The sequence below is a fragment of the Thiobacillus sp. genome, from assembly GCF_013693775.1.
GTDB lineage: Bacteria > Pseudomonadota > Gammaproteobacteria > Burkholderiales > Thiobacillaceae > Thiobacillus.
This window is the reverse complement of the sequence record NZ_CP059257.1, coordinates 83,276-99,159: the sequence shown is the minus strand read 5'-3', so window position 1 is coordinate 99,159 and position 15,884 is coordinate 83,276. Positions and strand designations below refer to the sequence as shown.

The 15,884-nt window shown below is 62.8% G+C and carries 15 protein-coding genes and 1 pseudogene; 7 read left to right on the top strand and 9 right to left on the bottom strand.

From position 1 onward, the window contains the following. Positions 1-161: 161 nt before the first annotated feature. The 7 genes from HZY77_RS00485 (at position 162) to HZY77_RS00455 (ending at position 9,453) form a co-directional block, all read left to right on the top strand. On the top strand, positions 162-521 hold the full coding sequence (locus HZY77_RS00485; protein WP_296768651.1) for a hypothetical protein: 360 nt from the start codon (positions 162-164) through the stop codon (positions 519-521). A gap of 82 nt (positions 522-603) precedes the next feature. Then, positions 604-1,914, top strand: a complete 1,311-nt coding sequence (locus HZY77_RS00480) for a TolC family protein (protein ID WP_296817761.1) — start codon at positions 604-606, stop codon at positions 1,912-1,914. Between the two features lie 32 nt (positions 1,915-1,946). Further along, on the top strand, positions 1,947-3,176 hold the full coding sequence (locus HZY77_RS00475) for an efflux RND transporter periplasmic adaptor subunit (protein ID WP_296817759.1): 1,230 nt from the start codon (positions 1,947-1,949) through the stop codon (positions 3,174-3,176). A 10-nt stretch (positions 3,177-3,186) separates the two neighbouring features. Then, positions 3,187-6,273: a CusA/CzcA family heavy metal efflux RND transporter gene (locus tag HZY77_RS00470; protein ID WP_296817757.1), complete on the top strand. Its 3,087-nt coding sequence runs from the start codon at positions 3,187-3,189 to the stop codon at positions 6,271-6,273. 56 nt (positions 6,274-6,329) lie between these two features. Next, positions 6,330-6,668 carry a P-II family nitrogen regulator gene (locus HZY77_RS00465; RefSeq protein WP_296817755.1) on the top strand — a complete coding sequence of 113 codons (339 nt, stop codon included), beginning with the start codon at positions 6,330-6,332 and terminating at the stop codon, positions 6,666-6,668. A 199-nt stretch (positions 6,669-6,867) separates the two neighbouring features. Next, positions 6,868-7,071 (top strand): zinc ribbon domain-containing protein, encoded by a 204-nt coding sequence (locus HZY77_RS17685; protein WP_363154079.1) that lies wholly within the window; start codon positions 6,868-6,870, stop codon positions 7,069-7,071. A 48-nt stretch (positions 7,072-7,119) separates the two neighbouring features. Continuing rightward, positions 7,120-9,453: a heavy metal translocating P-type ATPase gene (locus HZY77_RS00455; protein ID WP_296817750.1), complete on the top strand. Its 2,334-nt coding sequence runs from the start codon at positions 7,120-7,122 to the stop codon at positions 9,451-9,453. 21 nt (positions 9,454-9,474) lie between these two features. Here HZY77_RS00455 and HZY77_RS00450 read toward each other — a convergent pair whose 3' ends face one another. From HZY77_RS00450 to HZY77_RS17680, 9 genes and pseudogenes are all read right to left on the bottom strand, one after another. After that, on the bottom strand, positions 9,475-10,878 hold the full coding sequence (locus tag HZY77_RS00450) for a 4Fe-4S binding protein (RefSeq protein WP_296657332.1): 1,404 nt from the start codon (positions 10,876-10,878) through the stop codon (positions 9,475-9,477). Beyond that, positions 10,875-11,644, bottom strand: a pseudogene (locus HZY77_RS00445) (FTR1 family protein). The gene HZY77_RS00450 and the pseudogene HZY77_RS00445 overlap by 4 nt, the downstream one beginning before the upstream one ends. 57 nt (positions 11,645-11,701) lie before the next feature. Next, positions 11,702-12,061 (bottom strand): cupredoxin domain-containing protein, encoded by a 360-nt coding sequence (locus tag HZY77_RS00440; protein ID WP_296820767.1) that lies wholly within the window; start codon positions 12,059-12,061, stop codon positions 11,702-11,704. An 18-nt stretch (positions 12,062-12,079) separates the two neighbouring features. Further along, positions 12,080-13,621 carry a carbohydrate porin gene (locus HZY77_RS00435; RefSeq protein WP_296657325.1) on the bottom strand — a complete coding sequence of 514 codons (1,542 nt, stop codon included), beginning with the start codon at positions 13,619-13,621 and terminating at the stop codon, positions 12,080-12,082. Between the two features lie 20 nt (positions 13,622-13,641). Next, on the bottom strand, positions 13,642-14,187 hold the full coding sequence (locus HZY77_RS00430) for an iron transporter (RefSeq protein ID WP_296817745.1): 546 nt from the start codon (positions 14,185-14,187) through the stop codon (positions 13,642-13,644). Positions 14,188-14,267: 80 nt separating this feature from the next. Next, positions 14,268-14,366 (bottom strand): hemin uptake protein HemP, encoded by a 99-nt coding sequence (hemP, locus tag HZY77_RS00425; RefSeq protein WP_296657470.1) that lies wholly within the window; start codon positions 14,364-14,366, stop codon positions 14,268-14,270. Between the two features lie 352 nt (positions 14,367-14,718). After that, positions 14,719-14,982 carry a hypothetical protein gene (locus HZY77_RS00420; protein ID WP_296657319.1) on the bottom strand — a complete coding sequence of 88 codons (264 nt, stop codon included), beginning with the start codon at positions 14,980-14,982 and terminating at the stop codon, positions 14,719-14,721. Between the two features lie 17 nt (positions 14,983-14,999). Then, the gene (locus HZY77_RS00415) at positions 15,000-15,455 is read right to left on the bottom strand and encodes a helix-turn-helix transcriptional regulator (RefSeq protein ID WP_296817742.1); all 456 of its coding nucleotides are present in this window, start codon (positions 15,453-15,455) and stop codon (positions 15,000-15,002) included. 2 nt (positions 15,456-15,457) lie between these two features. Further along, positions 15,458-15,637, bottom strand: coding sequence for an ATP-binding protein (locus HZY77_RS17680; RefSeq protein ID WP_363154076.1), 180 nt, complete (start codon positions 15,635-15,637; stop codon positions 15,458-15,460). Positions 15,638-15,884 lie beyond the last annotated feature (247 nt).

Sequence of the window (15,884 nt, the reverse complement as noted above, 5' to 3'; positions counted from 1 at the left end):
GCCTTGGACGGTCCGGGTGTTGAAGGGTTGGTCCCCTACCTCACCCGGATCGCGCATCACTTAAACGAGGATGCCATAAGAGTGCCAAGCTATTCCCCTACGCCACAGTGGGCAATCAAGAAAACAGCCACACAAAGAACGCAAGCAGATAAGATAGCAACATGCATCCCGCAGCCGCACGCCGACTCCTGTATTTCCTGCTGGTCACCTTGCTGATCAATGCGGCCGGCTGGACGTTCAACCGCGCCGCGGTGGCCGATGCGTTTTTCGCCGGGCAAGAAACCGGCCCGGCGGAGATGATGCAGCCATCCCTGCAAGCGGGCCATGGTCATGGCGAGTTTCCTAAAGCCAAGGCGGTATGTACCCACTGGTGCCACGAAGTGGGGCATTTCCTCGGGCTGTTCGGCCAGGCGCCAAGCTTGTCTTCAGAGCCCGTCGAAGGCTACTCCTCCCACAACTCCCGGTTCATTCCCGAACCTGCCCACGAAGGCCTTTTCCGGCCGCCGCGACTCATCTCCTAGTTTCCAAACGCATTGATTTTTGTGTTGCGAAGACGCATCCGCCTTCGGCTGGGTGTCGTGTTCGCCTTGGAAAGGAATGAGCATGAGGTTTTCATTTTTATGCCGCAACGCCCGGAGCGGGTTGCGGCCGGTGTGCCGTGCAGCCGCGGCATCGTTGGTCTGGTTTTTATTGTCCCCCGTCGCGTTTGCAGACCCCGCGGCATTGACCCTGGAGGGTGCGTGGCAGCGCGCCGAGGAGGCCAACCCGACGCTGCGCGCGGCCCAGGCCGCCATCCCCGCAGCAGAAGGCGAGCTGCGCGATGCGCGCGCGCCGCTGTGGAACAACCCGCAGGTCTCCGTGGAGCGGCGCCGCAAGGAAGTCCCGCAGGTTTCGAATCCCACCCAAGTCAACCGCGAGTGGAACGTAGGGCTCGCCCAGACCTTCGAAATCGCGGGCCAGCAAGGCGACCGGCGGGCCGCAGCCGAGCAATCGCTGGCCGCGACCCGGCAGGTGATCGCGGAAACCCGGCGGCAGGTGCGCGCCGAAGTGGAGAGTCGTTTCGTGCGGGTGCTGAGCCTGCAGTCGCGCATCCAGACCGAGGAGTCGACGCTCAACCTCATCGAAGACGCCGCCAAAGCCGTCGGCAAGCGGGTCGCAGCGGGAGAGGACAGCCGGCTCGACGGCAACCTCGCCCGCGTGGAAGCGGAACGGGCGCGCAACCAAGTGGCGCTGCTGCATGAGCAACTCGTCCAGGCGCGCGCGGAGCTGGCCGCTTTGCTGCAACTGCCACCTGATGAGCTGCCGCAGGTACAGGGCGCCCTTGATCCGGCCGCCGTCCCCTACTCCCTGGAAGACCTGCTGAACGCTGCTGCAGGCCGGCCCGTCCTGCAGGCGCTAGGCCATCGGGAACAGGCGGCGAAGAGCCGCCTCGACCTTGAGCGCGCGACACGCTACCCGGACGTCACGGTTGGACTCAGCACCGGGCGGGAGGGGCCATTCGATGCCCGCGAAAAGATCGTCGGCTTGAGTGCTTCCCTGCCGCTTCCCNTGTTCCGCCGGAACGCGGGCGGCATCGGGCGGGCGACCACGGAACTCACCCAGACCCGGATCGAGCGCGAAGCCACGAACCGCGACGTGCGCGCCCAGGTAATCGCCCTGTGGGAACGATTCACCAACCTCAAAGTACGGGTAGATCGGCTCAAGGAATCGGTGCTGCCCAGCCTGCAGGAAAACCGGCGTCTCTCCGCCATTTCCTTTCGCGCAGGCGAAATCGGCCTGCTGCAACTGTTACTGGTCAACCGCCAGGTGCTGGACGGGCAGCGCGACCTGCTCGACGCCCGCACCGACTTGCGCCTGACCCAAGTGGCGCTGGAGGCGGCGGCGGGCTGGCAGTCCACGCCCGCCACGCGCTGAACAAGACATTCAAGAATTCAGGAACTCATGACATGGAAAACTCACACAGCCAACAAAGACGCGGCCTGAAACAACTGGCATCGCTGCTCCTGGCCGGCAGCCTGTCGGCAACTTTACTTGCAGGGTGCGGCGACAAACCGGCACCGGAGAAAAACGTCTCGNGAAAAACGGAACCCGCAAACCAGGGCGCGCAAGAATCCCCGTCAGAAAAACCGGGAGAAAAATCCGCCGGGAAACTGCTCGATCTGAGTGACGCGGAGATCCATCAAGCGGGCATCAAGGTACAGAAACTGGAGCTCCAGGAAAAGGCCGACCAGATCGTGGTCACCGCCACCATCCAGGCCAACCAGGACAGGCTTGCTCGTGTTGCCCCGCGGGTGCCGGGTCGCATCATCAAGGTGAATGCCAGCCTGGGCAACCGGGTGAAACCGGGCCAGGCACTGGCGATGCTCGACAGCATCGATTTGGGCGAGGCGCGCTCGGCCTATCTGCAGGCGGCGAGCGAGGCGGCGGTGGCGCAGGCCGGCTTCGCGCGCGCCCAGCGGCTGAATGCCGACAGCATCATCCCCGAGAAGGACTATCTGCGCGCCCGCGCCGAGCACGAANAAGCACGGGCCGCATTGCGTGCCGCCGCCGACAGGCTGCGCATGATGGGCGTCAACCCGGAAAACCTCTCCGGTTCCGTCTTCCCGCTTACCGCGCCCTTCGCCGGCACGATCATCGAGAAGAAAGCGGTACTCGGCGAACTCGCCCCGCCCGACCAGTCGCTGTTTACCGTGGCCGACCTTTCCACGCTGTGGATCGAGGCCGACCTGTTCGAGAAAGATCTGGCCAAGATCAGGCCGGGCATGCAGGCGAGCGTCACCGTATCAGCCTATCCGGGCGAGGTATTCAAAGGCCGCCTCACCTATATCAGCAGCGTGGTGGACAAGGACAGCCGCACCGTGAAGGCACGGGTGGAGGTACCGAATCCTGACGGCCGCCTCAAGCCTGAAATGTTCGCGACGGCCGCGATCCAGACCGGCTCGGGCGCGAAAGCGCTGCTGCTGCCGGAGGATGCGGTGCTGCTGGTGCAAGGCCAGCCGACCGTATTCGTGGCCGAAAATGGCGGCTTCGTGCCGCGCGCAGTGGAAGTTGGCGAGCGCATCCAGGGCCGGATCGTAATCAGGTCCGGTGTCGCGGCTGGCGAGTCGGTCGTGACCAGCGGCGCCTACGCGCTCAAAGCCCGTCTGCTCAAGTCGCAAATCGGCGACGCGGATTGAGGGGGCGGCCATGTTGAACAAAATTGTCGATCTCTCCCTGCGCTACAAGGTACTGGTGCTGGTGGCCTTTCTGCTGGTGGTGATGCTGGGCGTGAAGGCCTGGCGCGAAGTGCCGGTGGACGCCTTCCCCGACGTGACGCCGGTGCAGGTGAACATCTACACGGAGGCGCCTGGGCTGGCGGCCGAGGATGTGGAGAAGCTGCTCACCTTTCCGGTGGAAGGCGTGATGGCCGGTCTGCCGGGGGTGGAGGAAATCCGCTCGGTGTCGCTGTTCGGGTTGTCCTATGTCAGCGTGTATTTCAAGGACGACGTGGACATCTATTTCGCCCGCCGTCTGGTAAGCGAGAAGCTGCAGGAAGCCAAGGGCCGCATCCCGGAAGGCTACGGCGAACCGGTGCTGGGCGCCAACAGTTCCGGCCTGGGCCAGGTGTTCTGGTACACCGTCGAATCGGCCGACAAGAAACTTTCCGGGATGGACCTGCGCACCCTGCAGGACTGGAGCGTGCGGCTGGTGCTGCGCACCGCGCCCGGGGTGGACGATGTGACGTCCTGGGGCGGCGACGAGAAGCAGTACCAGGTGCTGATCGATCCGCGACGGCTGATCAAGTACGGGCTGACCTTCAAGGAAGTGATGGAGTCCCTGACCGCCAACAACCGTCAGGTGGGCGGGCAATACGTCGACCTGGGCCAGGAGCAGTATCTGGTGCGCGGACTGGGTCTGGTGGCCAACACCCAGGACATCGGCAGCATCGTCGTTGCCGAAAGGGAAGGCACGCCCGTCTATGTGCGCGACGTGGCCGAGGTCAAGGAAGCGCCTTCATTGCGCAGTGGCGCGGTCACCAAGGATGGTGGTGAAGTCGTGCTCGGCATGGCCCTGCAGCGCATCGGCGAGAACGCCAAGAACGTGGTGGACGCTGTCAAAGAGAAACTCAAGACCGTGCAGCAGGCCCTGCCCGCGNGGGTGACGATCAATCCGATCTACGACCGCACCGAACTGGTGGAGAAGGCGGTCAAGACCGCCGAGAGCGCCCTCGTCGAAGGCTCCATCCTGGTGGCGATCATCCTGTTCCTGTTCCTGGGCGAGGTGCGCTCCGCGATCGTGGTGATCCTGGCGCTGCCGCTGGCGATGCTGATCAGCTTCATCCTGATGCAGCAATGGGGGCTGTCGGCCAACCTGATGTCGCTCGCCGGGCTGGCGGTGGGCATCGGCATGATGGTGGACGGCGCCGTGGTGATGGTGGAAAACGGCTTCCGCCTGCTCTCCCACAAGGTCGGGCAGACGGTCAACAAGACCCACGTGATCCTGGAAGCGGCGCGCGAAGTGATCAACCCCACCGCCTTCGCCATCCTCATCATCATCGTGGTGTTCCTGCCGCTGTTTTCCTTGACCGGGCTGGAGGGCAAGCTGTTCAAACCCATGGCGCTCACCATCACCTTCGCCATGATCGGCTCGCTGGTGCTCACCATGACTTTGGTGCCTGTTCTCAGTTCGCTGATCCTCAAGCCCAAGGAGGAGAAGGACACCTTCGTGGTGCGCTGGGCCAAGCAGCTTTATCTCCCGCTGCTGGACTGGGCGCTGGAGAATAAGCGCAAGGTCATTGGCGGCGCGGCAGCCCTGTTGATCGGAACGTTCGCGCTGTTTCCCTTCCTCGGCAAGGAGTTCATGCCAACCCTGCAGGAAGGCGGCATCATGTTCCGCGTCACCAGTATCCCGTCCACCTCGCTGGACGAGTCGATCCGCATCTCCGAAGGTATCGAAACCGCGCTCAAGCGTTTCCCGGAGGTGAAATCGGCCGTCGCCATGATCGGGCGCGCGGAGAAAGGCGAAACTGCAGACGTCAACTACATGGAAATCCTGGTCGACCTCAAGCCGCGCGAGCAATGGCCTGAGCCGATTTCCTTTCCCGAGTTGACGCAGGAGATGCAGGCAGCGCTGGAGAAGCGGGTGCCGACCGCCGTCATCGCCGCCACGCAGCCGATCCAGATGCGCGTCGAGGAGCTCATTTCCGGGGTGCGCGCCACGCTGGCGCTGAAACTCTATGGCGAGGACCTGGCCACGCTGGACCGGCTGTCCGCCGAGCTCAAATCCACCCTGGAAAAAGTGCCCGGCGTGGCCGATTTGGCGCTGGAAGCCAACAAGGGCAAGCCGCAGATGGTGATAAAGGTCAACCGCGAAGCGGCGGCGCGCCTGGGGCTCAACGCCGACGACATCCTGGAGGTGGTGCAGGCCGGCATCGGCGGCAAGGCCGTGTCCACCCTGATCGACGGCGTCAAGCGCTTCGACATCCAGGTCTGGCTCGCGCCCGATTTCCGCAACAGCGTGGAAGCCATCGGCAACATCCCGATCCGCACCCGCGCGGGCGCGCTGGTGCCGTTGTCCGCAGTGGCCACGGTGGAACTGGACGAAGGCTATTCCTTCGTGCGGCGCGAGCAGTTGCAACGCTATGCCGTGATCCAGATGGACGTCAAAGGACGCGACGTGGACAGCTTCGTGAAGGAGGCGCAGGCGCGCATCCAACGCGAAGTGAAGATGCCGGCCGGCTACTGGGTCGAGTGGGGCGGCGCCTTCGAGAACCAGCAGCGCGCCATGGCCAAACTGGCCGTGATCGTGCCGCTTACCATCGGGCTGATCTTCATCCTGCTCTACACCGCGTTCAATTCGCTCACCTACGCCACGCTCATCATCGCCAACGTGCCGTTCGCCACCATCGGCGGTGTGATCGGGCTGTTCGTCACCGGGCAGTACTTGTCGGTGCCCTCGGCGATCGGCTTCATCGCGGTGTTCGGGGTGGCGATGCTGAACGGCATCGTGCTGGTGTCCTTCCTCAACGACCAGCGACGACAGGGACTCTCAATCAGAGAAGCTGTCAAGCAAGGCGCCGCACTGCGTCTGCGGCCGGTGCTGATGACAGCCTCCATCGCCATCTTCGGCCTGGTGCCGATGCTGCTGTCCAGCGGCGTCGGCGCGGAGACCCAGCGGCCGCTGGCGACGGTGGTGGTGGGCGGGCTGTTCACCTCGACCGCGCTGACCCTGCTGTTGCTGCCGTTGATGTACGAATGGGTGGAACAACGCCGCGAACGCAAACAAGCAAAGTAAACCGGAAACGTGCGGCCTGAAGAGGCCGCACGCAATCATCAGACAGGAGAAAACGCATGAAAGAAATCAAGGCCTACGTCCACAACCACCGTATCGGCGACGTGATTCGCGCCCTCAAGGACTCGGGGCAATGCAATGCGAACGCCGGCTGCCGCAATCTCACCGTCGTCCCCGTGCAGAGCCTGCTGAAGGCGGTAGACGCGAGGGAGCAGCACTACTCCATCGAACTGGCCGAAGAGGTCATTCACGAATCCAAGCTGGAACTGGTCTGTGAAGACCATCAGGTGGACGAACTGGTGGGCATCATCGCGCGCACCGCCCGCACCGGTCAGGCCGATCCAGGGTGGATATTCGTGACCGACGTTGTCAGGGCAATCCCTGTCGCGGCAATGTAATGAGCGAACCGGGTTTCAGGTCATGGCCTGTGCCCACGTCCTGAACCCGGTAAGCGAAATCGGATTTTTATCTATCTCAATCAACTATTGAAGGAGTAAATCATGGGATTCCTTGAACGCATGTTCGGCAATTTGATGCGGGGCGGATTCGGCGGCCACCACGGCAGCTACCGGGGCGGCCATCACGGCGGTTCCAGGCATGGGGGCTATGGGGGTAATCCAGGCTATCCGCAAGACAGCAGCCCGGCAATCACCTGCCTCAAGTGCGGCACGCCAATACGCGCGATGCGCGCTTCTGCCGGCAATGCGGCGCTTCCTCGCGGCCGCCAAATGTTCCGGCTGCGGCGCGGAACTGACAGCGGACGCACAGTTTTGCGGCCAATGCGGCAAACCCCGGCAGTAACGCAGCACATATCCCGCTGTGATCGTTTGATTCTTGAGGAGCGGCAACATGGCCGAAAAACTTGAATTGGAGCTGTCCTTGGTCTTGCCGGAAATCCCCGATGAGCGCGACGCCTGCGTGGCGCGGCTGACCAATTTACTGCAAGCCGAGGGCCTGGGAAAAGTACACCTGGTTCACGAAGACGGCGGCGCCCGCCTGTGCCTGCACTACGACCCGCAGCAGTTCAGCGTGGGTCGGGTACGCGAACTGGCGCAGGCGTCCGGCGCGAAGATCAGTGACCGGTTTCGCCACGAGAGCCTGCGCATCGACGGCATGGATTGCCCCACCTGCGCTGTCGTGATCGAGCATGCCTTGCAACGCACGGACGGCGTGCTGGAGGCTTCGGTGAGCTACGCCGCCGAACGCCTGCGGCTGGAATTCGACAGCGAGAAAATTGCGCGCCCGGCGATCGTCCGGCGCATCCAGGCGCTCGGCTATGCCGTGCTGGAGGAGACAGGCCATGAGGCCGGTTGGTTCGTCGAGCATCGCGAGCTGATCTTCAGCTGCGTAGCCGGCCTGTTGTTGCTGGCCGGCTGGCTCACGGGTCTCGCCGGTGCACCGCACACGCTCTCGCTCGGGCTGTTGCTGGGTGCCTACGCGGCGGGCGGCTTCTACACCCTGCGCGACGCCTGGCAGAGCATGAAGAGCCGCAGCTTCGATATCGACATCCTGATGATCGTCGCGGCAGCCGGAGCGGCGGCGCTCGGTGCCTGGGAAGAAGGCGCGCTGCTGCTGTTCCTGTTCAGTCTGGGGCACGCCTTGGAGCACATGGCCATGGACCGTGCCCGCAAGGCCATCGAGGCACTGGCGAAGCTCGCGCCCAAGACCGCCATCGTGCAGCGGGACGGTGCGGAGGCCGAAGTGCGGGTCGAAGCGCTGCTGCGTGGCGACCGGGTAGTCGTCAAACCCGGGCAGCGCATTCCCGCCGACGGCCAGGTGGCCTCGGGCAACTCGGCGGTGGACCAGTCCCCGGTCACCGGCGAATCCATGCCGGTGGACAAGCAGCCGGGCGACAAGGTGTTCGCCGGCACGGTCAACGGCGAGGGTGCGCTTGTGGTCGAGGTGACCCGACTGGCGCGCGAGAGCACGCTGGCGCGCATGGTCACGATGGTGGCCGAGGCGCAGACGCAGAAATCCCCCACCCAGCGCTTCACCGACCGCTTCGAGCGCATCTTCGTGCCATTGGTGCTGGCGGGCGCCGCGCTGCTCATCGTGCTGCCGCCGCTGTTCGGCTTCCCCTTCGCCGAATCGTTTTACCGCGCCATGGCGGTGCTGGTGGCGGCGTCCCCCTGCGCGCTGGCCATCGCCACCCCGTCGGCGGTGCTGTCCGGCATCGCCCGCGCCGCGGCCGGCGGCGTGCTGATCAAGGGCGGCGCCCATCTGGAAAATCTCGGCGTGCTGACGGCCGTCGCCTTCGACAAGACCGGCACCTTGACCATCGGCAAGCCCAAGGTGACCGACGTCGTCGCCGTCAGCGGGAGCGCGGATGAATTGCTGAAAATCGCCGCCGCCGTGGAAAGCCGCAGCGCCCATCCGCTGGCGCAGGCGGTGGTGACGGAGGCGAAGCGGCGGGGTTTGAGTTGGGGCGAAGCCGGCGAGGTCGAAGCCGTGACCGGAAAAGGATTACGCGCCGAATTCGACGGANAAAAGGTGATCGTCGGCAACGCCGGGTTGTTCGACGGAGAACCCATCCCCGGGGTGATTCTTCAGCATGTCGAACGTCTCGGCACCAAAGGCAAAACCATCATGCTAATCCAGGCCGACGGTCAGTTCCTCGGCATCGTAGCCTTGGCCGACACGCCGCGCCCAGGCGTGCGCGAGGTCCTGGCGCGCCTGCACCGGATCGGCGTCCGCAAGACCATCATGCTCACCGGTGACAACGAAAGCGTAGGCCGGGCCATCGCCGATGCGGTGGGTCTGGACGAAGTGCACGCAGGACTGCTGCCGGAAGACAAGGTCACGGCCATGGAGGAACTCGGGCAGCGCTACGGGCGGGTAGCCATGGTCGGCGACGGGGTCAACGACGCCCCGGCCATGGCACGCGCCACGGTCGGCATCGCCATGGGCGGCGCCGGCACCGACGTGGCGCTGGAAACCGCAGACGTGGCGCTGATGGCCGACGATCTCTCCAGGCTGCCCTTCGCCGTGGCCCTGAGCCGCGCATCGCGGCGCATCATCCGGCAGAACCTGTTCGTCTCGCTGGGCGTGGTGGCGCTGCTGATTCCCGCCACCCTGTTCGGCTGGGCCGGGATTGGTTTGGCGGTACTGATCCATGAGGGATCGACCATCGTCGTGGTGATCAATGCCTTGCGTCTGTTGGCCTACGAGGATCAGGCGGATTGATTCGTTGATGCCCGTCGGCGATCACCAGACGAAAAACTGCGTGCTCCAAGCGGCAAGCGGAAAAGCTGCGGCCACCAATATTCCCAACGCGCCCGCGGCGCCGTTACGCTTCGCCAGACGCCATGCAAGATTCGCACTCCAGATGGCGGAGAGCACCAGCAGCGCCATACGCGCGTCATTGGCCCAAGGCAGGATCACCCTTTCGCCAGCCAGCTGGGAGGTTGTAAGCTGGCTCAAGCCCACGAAAACGCTCGTCCCGGCGAACGGGATGAGTGCATGGGCTAGCCGCTGCCAAGGCACTCCAGTCAGCATGCCGGCCAGCTTGAGCCAGCCCCACACCCAGCCGCCGACGACGAGCGTTTCGGCGGCGATGTAGGCGAGCAGGATGCCGCCGTCCAGCCAGGTGAAGACGTCGTTCGCCTCCGGGTAGTAGGTGAACAGCCACCAGTGTCCTGCCTCGTTGAGCGGCCACCAGACCTCGTGGTCTACCAGCCACCCTGCCGCAGCCTGTTTCGCGGCCACCAGCCAGGGAGAAGCGCTCCACTGGAAGGCTCCGAGCGCCACGCCCAGCATGCCGAAGACCAGCAAGCGCGCAGGCCAATCGTTCATCTCCCTGGCCTTGTTTCCGGGGACGCTGGGATGGCCGAGTATTTCGGCATTGGGCGAACGCAGGGCGAGTTGCACCGCGTTCCGTTCCCCGGCGCAGCGGCCGCACGCATGGCAGGCCGAGGCGCTTTCCATGCGCCGGATGTTGATCAGCGGGGCGCAGTTGATAACATGCTGGCGGCTGGTGCGATGGCCGGCAGGCGCCGCGTCCCAGGCGGATTGATCGACCTTGAAGTGGACGGGTGCGATCTTCGCCAACAGGCCGAACACGCCGGAAACGGGGCACAGATGCTTGCACCAGACCCGTTTCTCGCGTCCCCAGATCAGCCCCACGGCAATGGCCGCGATGGTCGAGCCGCCCAGGATAAGCAGGGCGGGCTTCGGGTATTCGTAAACGCTGGTCATCTGCCCGAACACGGTGGTCATGACGAAGGCCACGAACGGCCACCCTCCCCACTTCATCCAGCGCGGGATGCCGCGCCCCAGGCCGAACCGGGAAACCCACTCGGTAAGCGCACCCTCCGGGCACAACACTCCGCACCACACCCGGCCCAGTGCCATGATGGAAAGAATGACGAAGGGCCACCAGATGCCCCAGAACGCGAACTGCGCGAAGCGGGTCAGGTTGTTCCAGATATGGGCCTGGTCCGGCGGCAGGGGCAGAAAAGCCGGCACGGCCACCAGCATGAGATAGCCCAGCACCACGAGCCATTGCGCAACGATGATGGCGTTGCGGTAGCGTCGCATGGCGAGCCCCAGACGGGCGAGCCGGCCGGTGCCGGGGCCAGAGGCCGCGATTTGCCCTGTCGCTGCATTCATGCCTTGCGCCTCATCGGTTTCAATTTGAGTAGCACGCCAAGGGCAAGTGCCCAGTAGACCGCGAGCAATGCGTAGGCCATGCCCGATGGCGCCGCCCGGTAACCGGTGAAGGCGGCCACGAGCCCGCCTGCCCGGGTACTGTCGTCCAGCAGGAATGCCGTGTTCCACAGCGGATCTGCCAGCGGCGGCAGCGCTTCCAGCCCGACGAGTTTTTCCGCACCGTCCACCAGCAGCGCCCCGCCAAGCAGCAGGAGCATCACTTCCGTGACGCGGAAAAAGGCGCGCCACGAAACAAACCGGCTGCCGCGGGAAAGCAGCCAATAGGCAGCCAAGGCGAGCAGGAAACCGGTCGCGCTACCCAGGGCAATGTCGGCATTCGCGCTGCCCTTGACCGCGCCGTAGAGGAACACCACCGTCTCCGCGCCTTCGCGTCCCACCGCCACCGCAGCCAGGACCGCAATGCCCAGCCAGTTGGCCCGATCGGCGGCACTTTCCATGCCGGCTTCCAGTTCCTTTTCAGACCGGCGCCGTGGCGGCGCATCCACCAGACCATCTGGAAAATTAGGCCACAGGCGACGAGCGGCATGACAGCCTGAAACCATTCGAGCGCATTTGCCGACACCCACGACTGGATGTCCATGATCGTTACGGCTAGGAACAGGGCAAGCCCCAGGCCTGCCGCGATTCCGCCCCACAGCCAGGGAAAGCCGGCGCGGGCGTCGGGACGGGCGCTGAGCCATCCGTGCAGAATGCCGATCACCAGCATCGCTTCGATGGTTTCCCGCCAGACGATGAAAAGCGCATTACCCATATGCCACTCCTTTTATTTCACGACGATGCGGCTACGTCCGGTGTCGGGATGGAATTCGTCAAANAAGTCATACTCGCCGGGCTTCAACGGGGCGATCACCACAAAGGATTCGGCGCCAGGCGCGAGTACCTTCTCTTTCCTCAGTTGCAGGCTCTCGAACTCGATCGCGTCGCGTCCTTCATTGCGCACCACAATCTTGAAGCGCACCCCGGCAGGCACGTTAAGGATGTTGGGGATCAGCCGCCCGTTCTTGGCCACCACGGTATAGGCGGGCAATTCCGCCGCGCCCGCTTGCGCAGGTGCGAGCAGAAAAACCGCCGCCGCGAGGGCGGCGGAAACGAGGCCAACGAACGCAGAAAAACGCAATGTCATGCTGTTCACGTGATGCCCTTAATATGAAAGTTGAGCACGCAATCCCAGCACCATGGCGTTGCTGGCGGCCGGGTTGGCGCCCATTCTCCAAACGTACTGAAAATCGGGNGAAAGCTCGAACTGGTTAGTGATGTGGTAGCGATAGTAGATTTCAGCCACCCTTTCCGCGCCGCTGGGNGTGAAGTTGATATTGTCGGTGAAGGTGGAGGCATCGGCCGGGTTATCGTTGCCAAGCAGATCCCGGGTGCCGCCGGCAGCATGGTAATCGTCGCTCGCCTGCAGCCAGCCAGCGGCCACCCCGATGGCGTCGGCGCCCCGATCCCAGTAGGAACCGTTGAACTCGGCTCCCAAGGTGAGGGCGCGGTCGAAGGGCACCTTGCCCTTGGCCATCTGGCCGTAACGTCCGAACAGGGTCACGCCGTCGCCCAAACGCTGGTCGGCGGAAATGCCCCAGCCGCCTTGCGATGCGGTGGAGCCGTCTAGCTCCGTGCCCTGCCCCTGTTGCCAGGCATACAGGCGGTAGTTGCCGGTCAGGCCGTCGAAGAACCTGAGCGAGGTCTCCGCCTGGGCCATGATCAGCGGGGATGAAAAGAAACGCTGGTAATTGGCGCCCACGCCGGTGCCGAACACGCCAAGGGACACGCGCCAGGTTTGGGGCTTGCGGGTCTCGTTCAGATAAGAAGCCACGAAGCCCGGCTGGAAGCCGTTGGCATCCACGCCGACCTGTCTGCCCGCGTCCAGCAGCGGGTTGTGCACGAAAATGGAATTCAGGAACTGGCGGCTTTCGTCGTTGGCACCGGCATTCCGGTCGAAGAAGCCGAAGATATCCATCTTGCCGAAGGTGAGCTCAAGGGTTTCGCGGGAGCGCGGCTTGAAGCCGCCAAAAGGCAGCGGGATAGCGGCCTGGTACCAGGCCTGGCCGAGAATCGCCACGGAGTCGTCCGGGCTGGCGCCGCTGGCGCGGAATGCCACGGCATTGGGCGCGCTGGCAAAGGCGCCCAGGTTGGCGAAGGGGCTATTGAGACCCAGCCCTTGGCCCATGCGGAAATGGGCGAATATCTTTTGATCCACGTTGCCGAAGGGCTCCAGCGGCAGTTCGGCGGTGACATCGGCACGATAGTTGAGCTGGCTGTTGCCGTCAGCGGTACCCTTGGGCAGGCCGGATGGCATCTGCGCCACGGTGGTCAGGCTCGCCCCGACTTTCAGCCCTTCCAGGCCTTCGGTTCGCTTGACCGCTTTCCTGGTTTCCAGCACGTCCTTCTCCGCCGCCTTCAGACGCGAGGTCAGATCGGGTTCATACTGGCTGATCTCGTCGCTATCCAGCGCCTTGTTCACTTGTTCCTGGGCCTGTTCCAGGGATTGCACACGCTTCTCGATGTCGGCTGGCACCTTGGCAGCGTGGTCGGCCTGGATTTGCTTCTCCAGTTCGGCATTGCGTTTTTCGAGATTATCCAGGCGCTCGTTGAGCTTCTGGATAAGCTTCGTCAAGTCGGCCTCCGAAGAGGCGGCATGGGCCGGCAGCGCGGCAAACAGCGCAGCGGCGAGCGCCAAAGGTTTCATGGCAAAAGAATGCGACACGCTTAGTACCCGCCCTTCTTGCCGATGCCGACATAGGTGAAGTCGTACTCCACCTCGAAGGGCCTGAACCAGGGGCGCACGCCAGTAAGGCGGTCGATGTGGCGACCGAAATGCGAACCGGCAGAAGGCGGATAGATGGTGTACTTGACATGATATTTGCCCGGCCCCATGAGCTTCACGTTGTCGCCGTAATGCGGGCCGTCGTTGGCCACCATGGGCATGAAATCGCCGCTGATTTTNTCGTTACCGCCCTGCTTGGTGACTTCGTACTTGACCGTCAAATAGGGCATCCATGCACCTTCGTCAAAGCCGTTGGGGTTGTTGGCCAGGGCATGGATGTCAGCTTCCAGGTGCACGTCGGAATCCTTGGCCGGGCGCATCATGCCTTCCGGTTCCATTTCGACTGGTTGCAGATAGACGGCGCCGAGTTCCATTCCATTGCGCTGCTGAGGCGTGCCGATCGGGTATTCCACGGCCAGGGCGGTCGCCGGGAGGATGGCCGTCAATGCAGCCAGAGCAATGGGGGCAACGAGGTTACGAAAATGCATGGGGTTTCTCCCTATTCCAAGGTTCAGTAAACGTTGGCTTGCTACAGGGGTAAGAGAAACCCGTTGGCTGGCTGATCGGATTATTTCGTCAGAATTAGTTTGCCGTGGCGTGTGATCCTTAGGACATAGCGCTCGTTGTCATGCTCGATCACCAATGCGCGCGATCCCTGGAACAACATCTCCGAAGAGATGGACTCCGGCTGTCGGTCCGCCTTGCTTTGGCTAGATTCTGGCGCGCTTTGTGTGATGCGACTATTCTGCATCAGTAAACTATAACAGGAATGATTCGTGTTTGCAACAATAGGCATGTGAAGTTTGAGATAGCGATCAAACATGATGTGCGCGATGGAGGTGAAGAAGACAAAGGCTCTGGAGATCCCGGAGCAGACCGAGAGCCAGATAGACTCCGTGAAGGACTTCGTACGGCCGCATTCCGGCAAGATGCCGTATGCATCTATTCAGCCATTAACGGCTGCCTGGCAATAGGAACGACGACGCGAAGCCGCGTGTCCGGGAAAGCGCCGAATATACTCAAGACTGGGACGGCAACGTCGCTCCCATCACCGGCATGTCATAGGTGGAAAGGACATAGAACTCGCTGTGGTGGATTTCGACCGGCTCCGGATCATCAGTGAAGAAAAGCGAGGCGGCGGCCTCGCGCTCGTCAAGGCGATCGCGCACGCCCATGGCGGAAGACTGGAACTGACCGATACGCCTGGAGGTCGGCTGGCCGTACGGCTCAGCCTGCCTCTCACCTGAACCCAGGAGTTGGCGGTCTGCCTTCTGGGCTGACATTCGGAATGCTGCCCTTTTCATTTTTGTACCAGTTTGTCCATCACCAAGCTATGGACCATGCGGGCCACAATCTTCCTTTCCGCCGCAGACAGCTTATGAAAATCCACCAAGAAGTCATGCTCGAATTTCGAGCGGGTAGAGGATGGCTTGGTGTGACCATTCCCGAAGGTGAGCCACTCGGGCGATTCCCCAAGAGTTTTTGACATTTGAAGCAGTGTGGAATGGCGTAATGACTTGATCTTTCCGTTTTCAAGGTTGCACAGCAGAGACGGAGAAACACCACATCGCCTGGCGAGTTCGGCTTGGCTCAGTCCTGCGCGAATCCTGGCGTCTTTGATTCGGTTAGCGAGCGCCATATCCTTCCGAATCGCCATGGTCTTCCTTTCTATATATAGCGTCAGCATGAGTCCTGTGGCAATACTTAGGTTTTCGCTTGCCGATAAACAGGATTCTTTATTTTTGGGGGCGCGCACGACTAGATAGGGGACAGACGTTGACGGTAGACAAAAACCAATCCCGTCCTGTCCGACCGATCTTCAAGTCTGACGGTTCCACCCAGACGTTCGGCGATATTACGCACAATTGCCAGACCCAGGCCGCTTCCGCCATCATGGCTCCCGGGCACACGGTAATGTTCGTGTTCGCATGGCCTCATAACATATGGCTTCAAATCACATCGCTATAGATTTTTACAAGGTCTCGCCGAACAGCCAAGGCCCAAAAGGTTTAAGGTGCCTATCCATGGAATTGCGTAGTCGTACGCCCTGCTTCGCCGCAGCTGGTTGTTGATCGTGGCTTCGATAGTCAGCATATGTCTGTGAAACATCGTAACGCTTCAGTCGCTACCTTTTACCCTGGACTCGACCATGAATGACAACCCATCACAGCGAGCAACCGTTCAC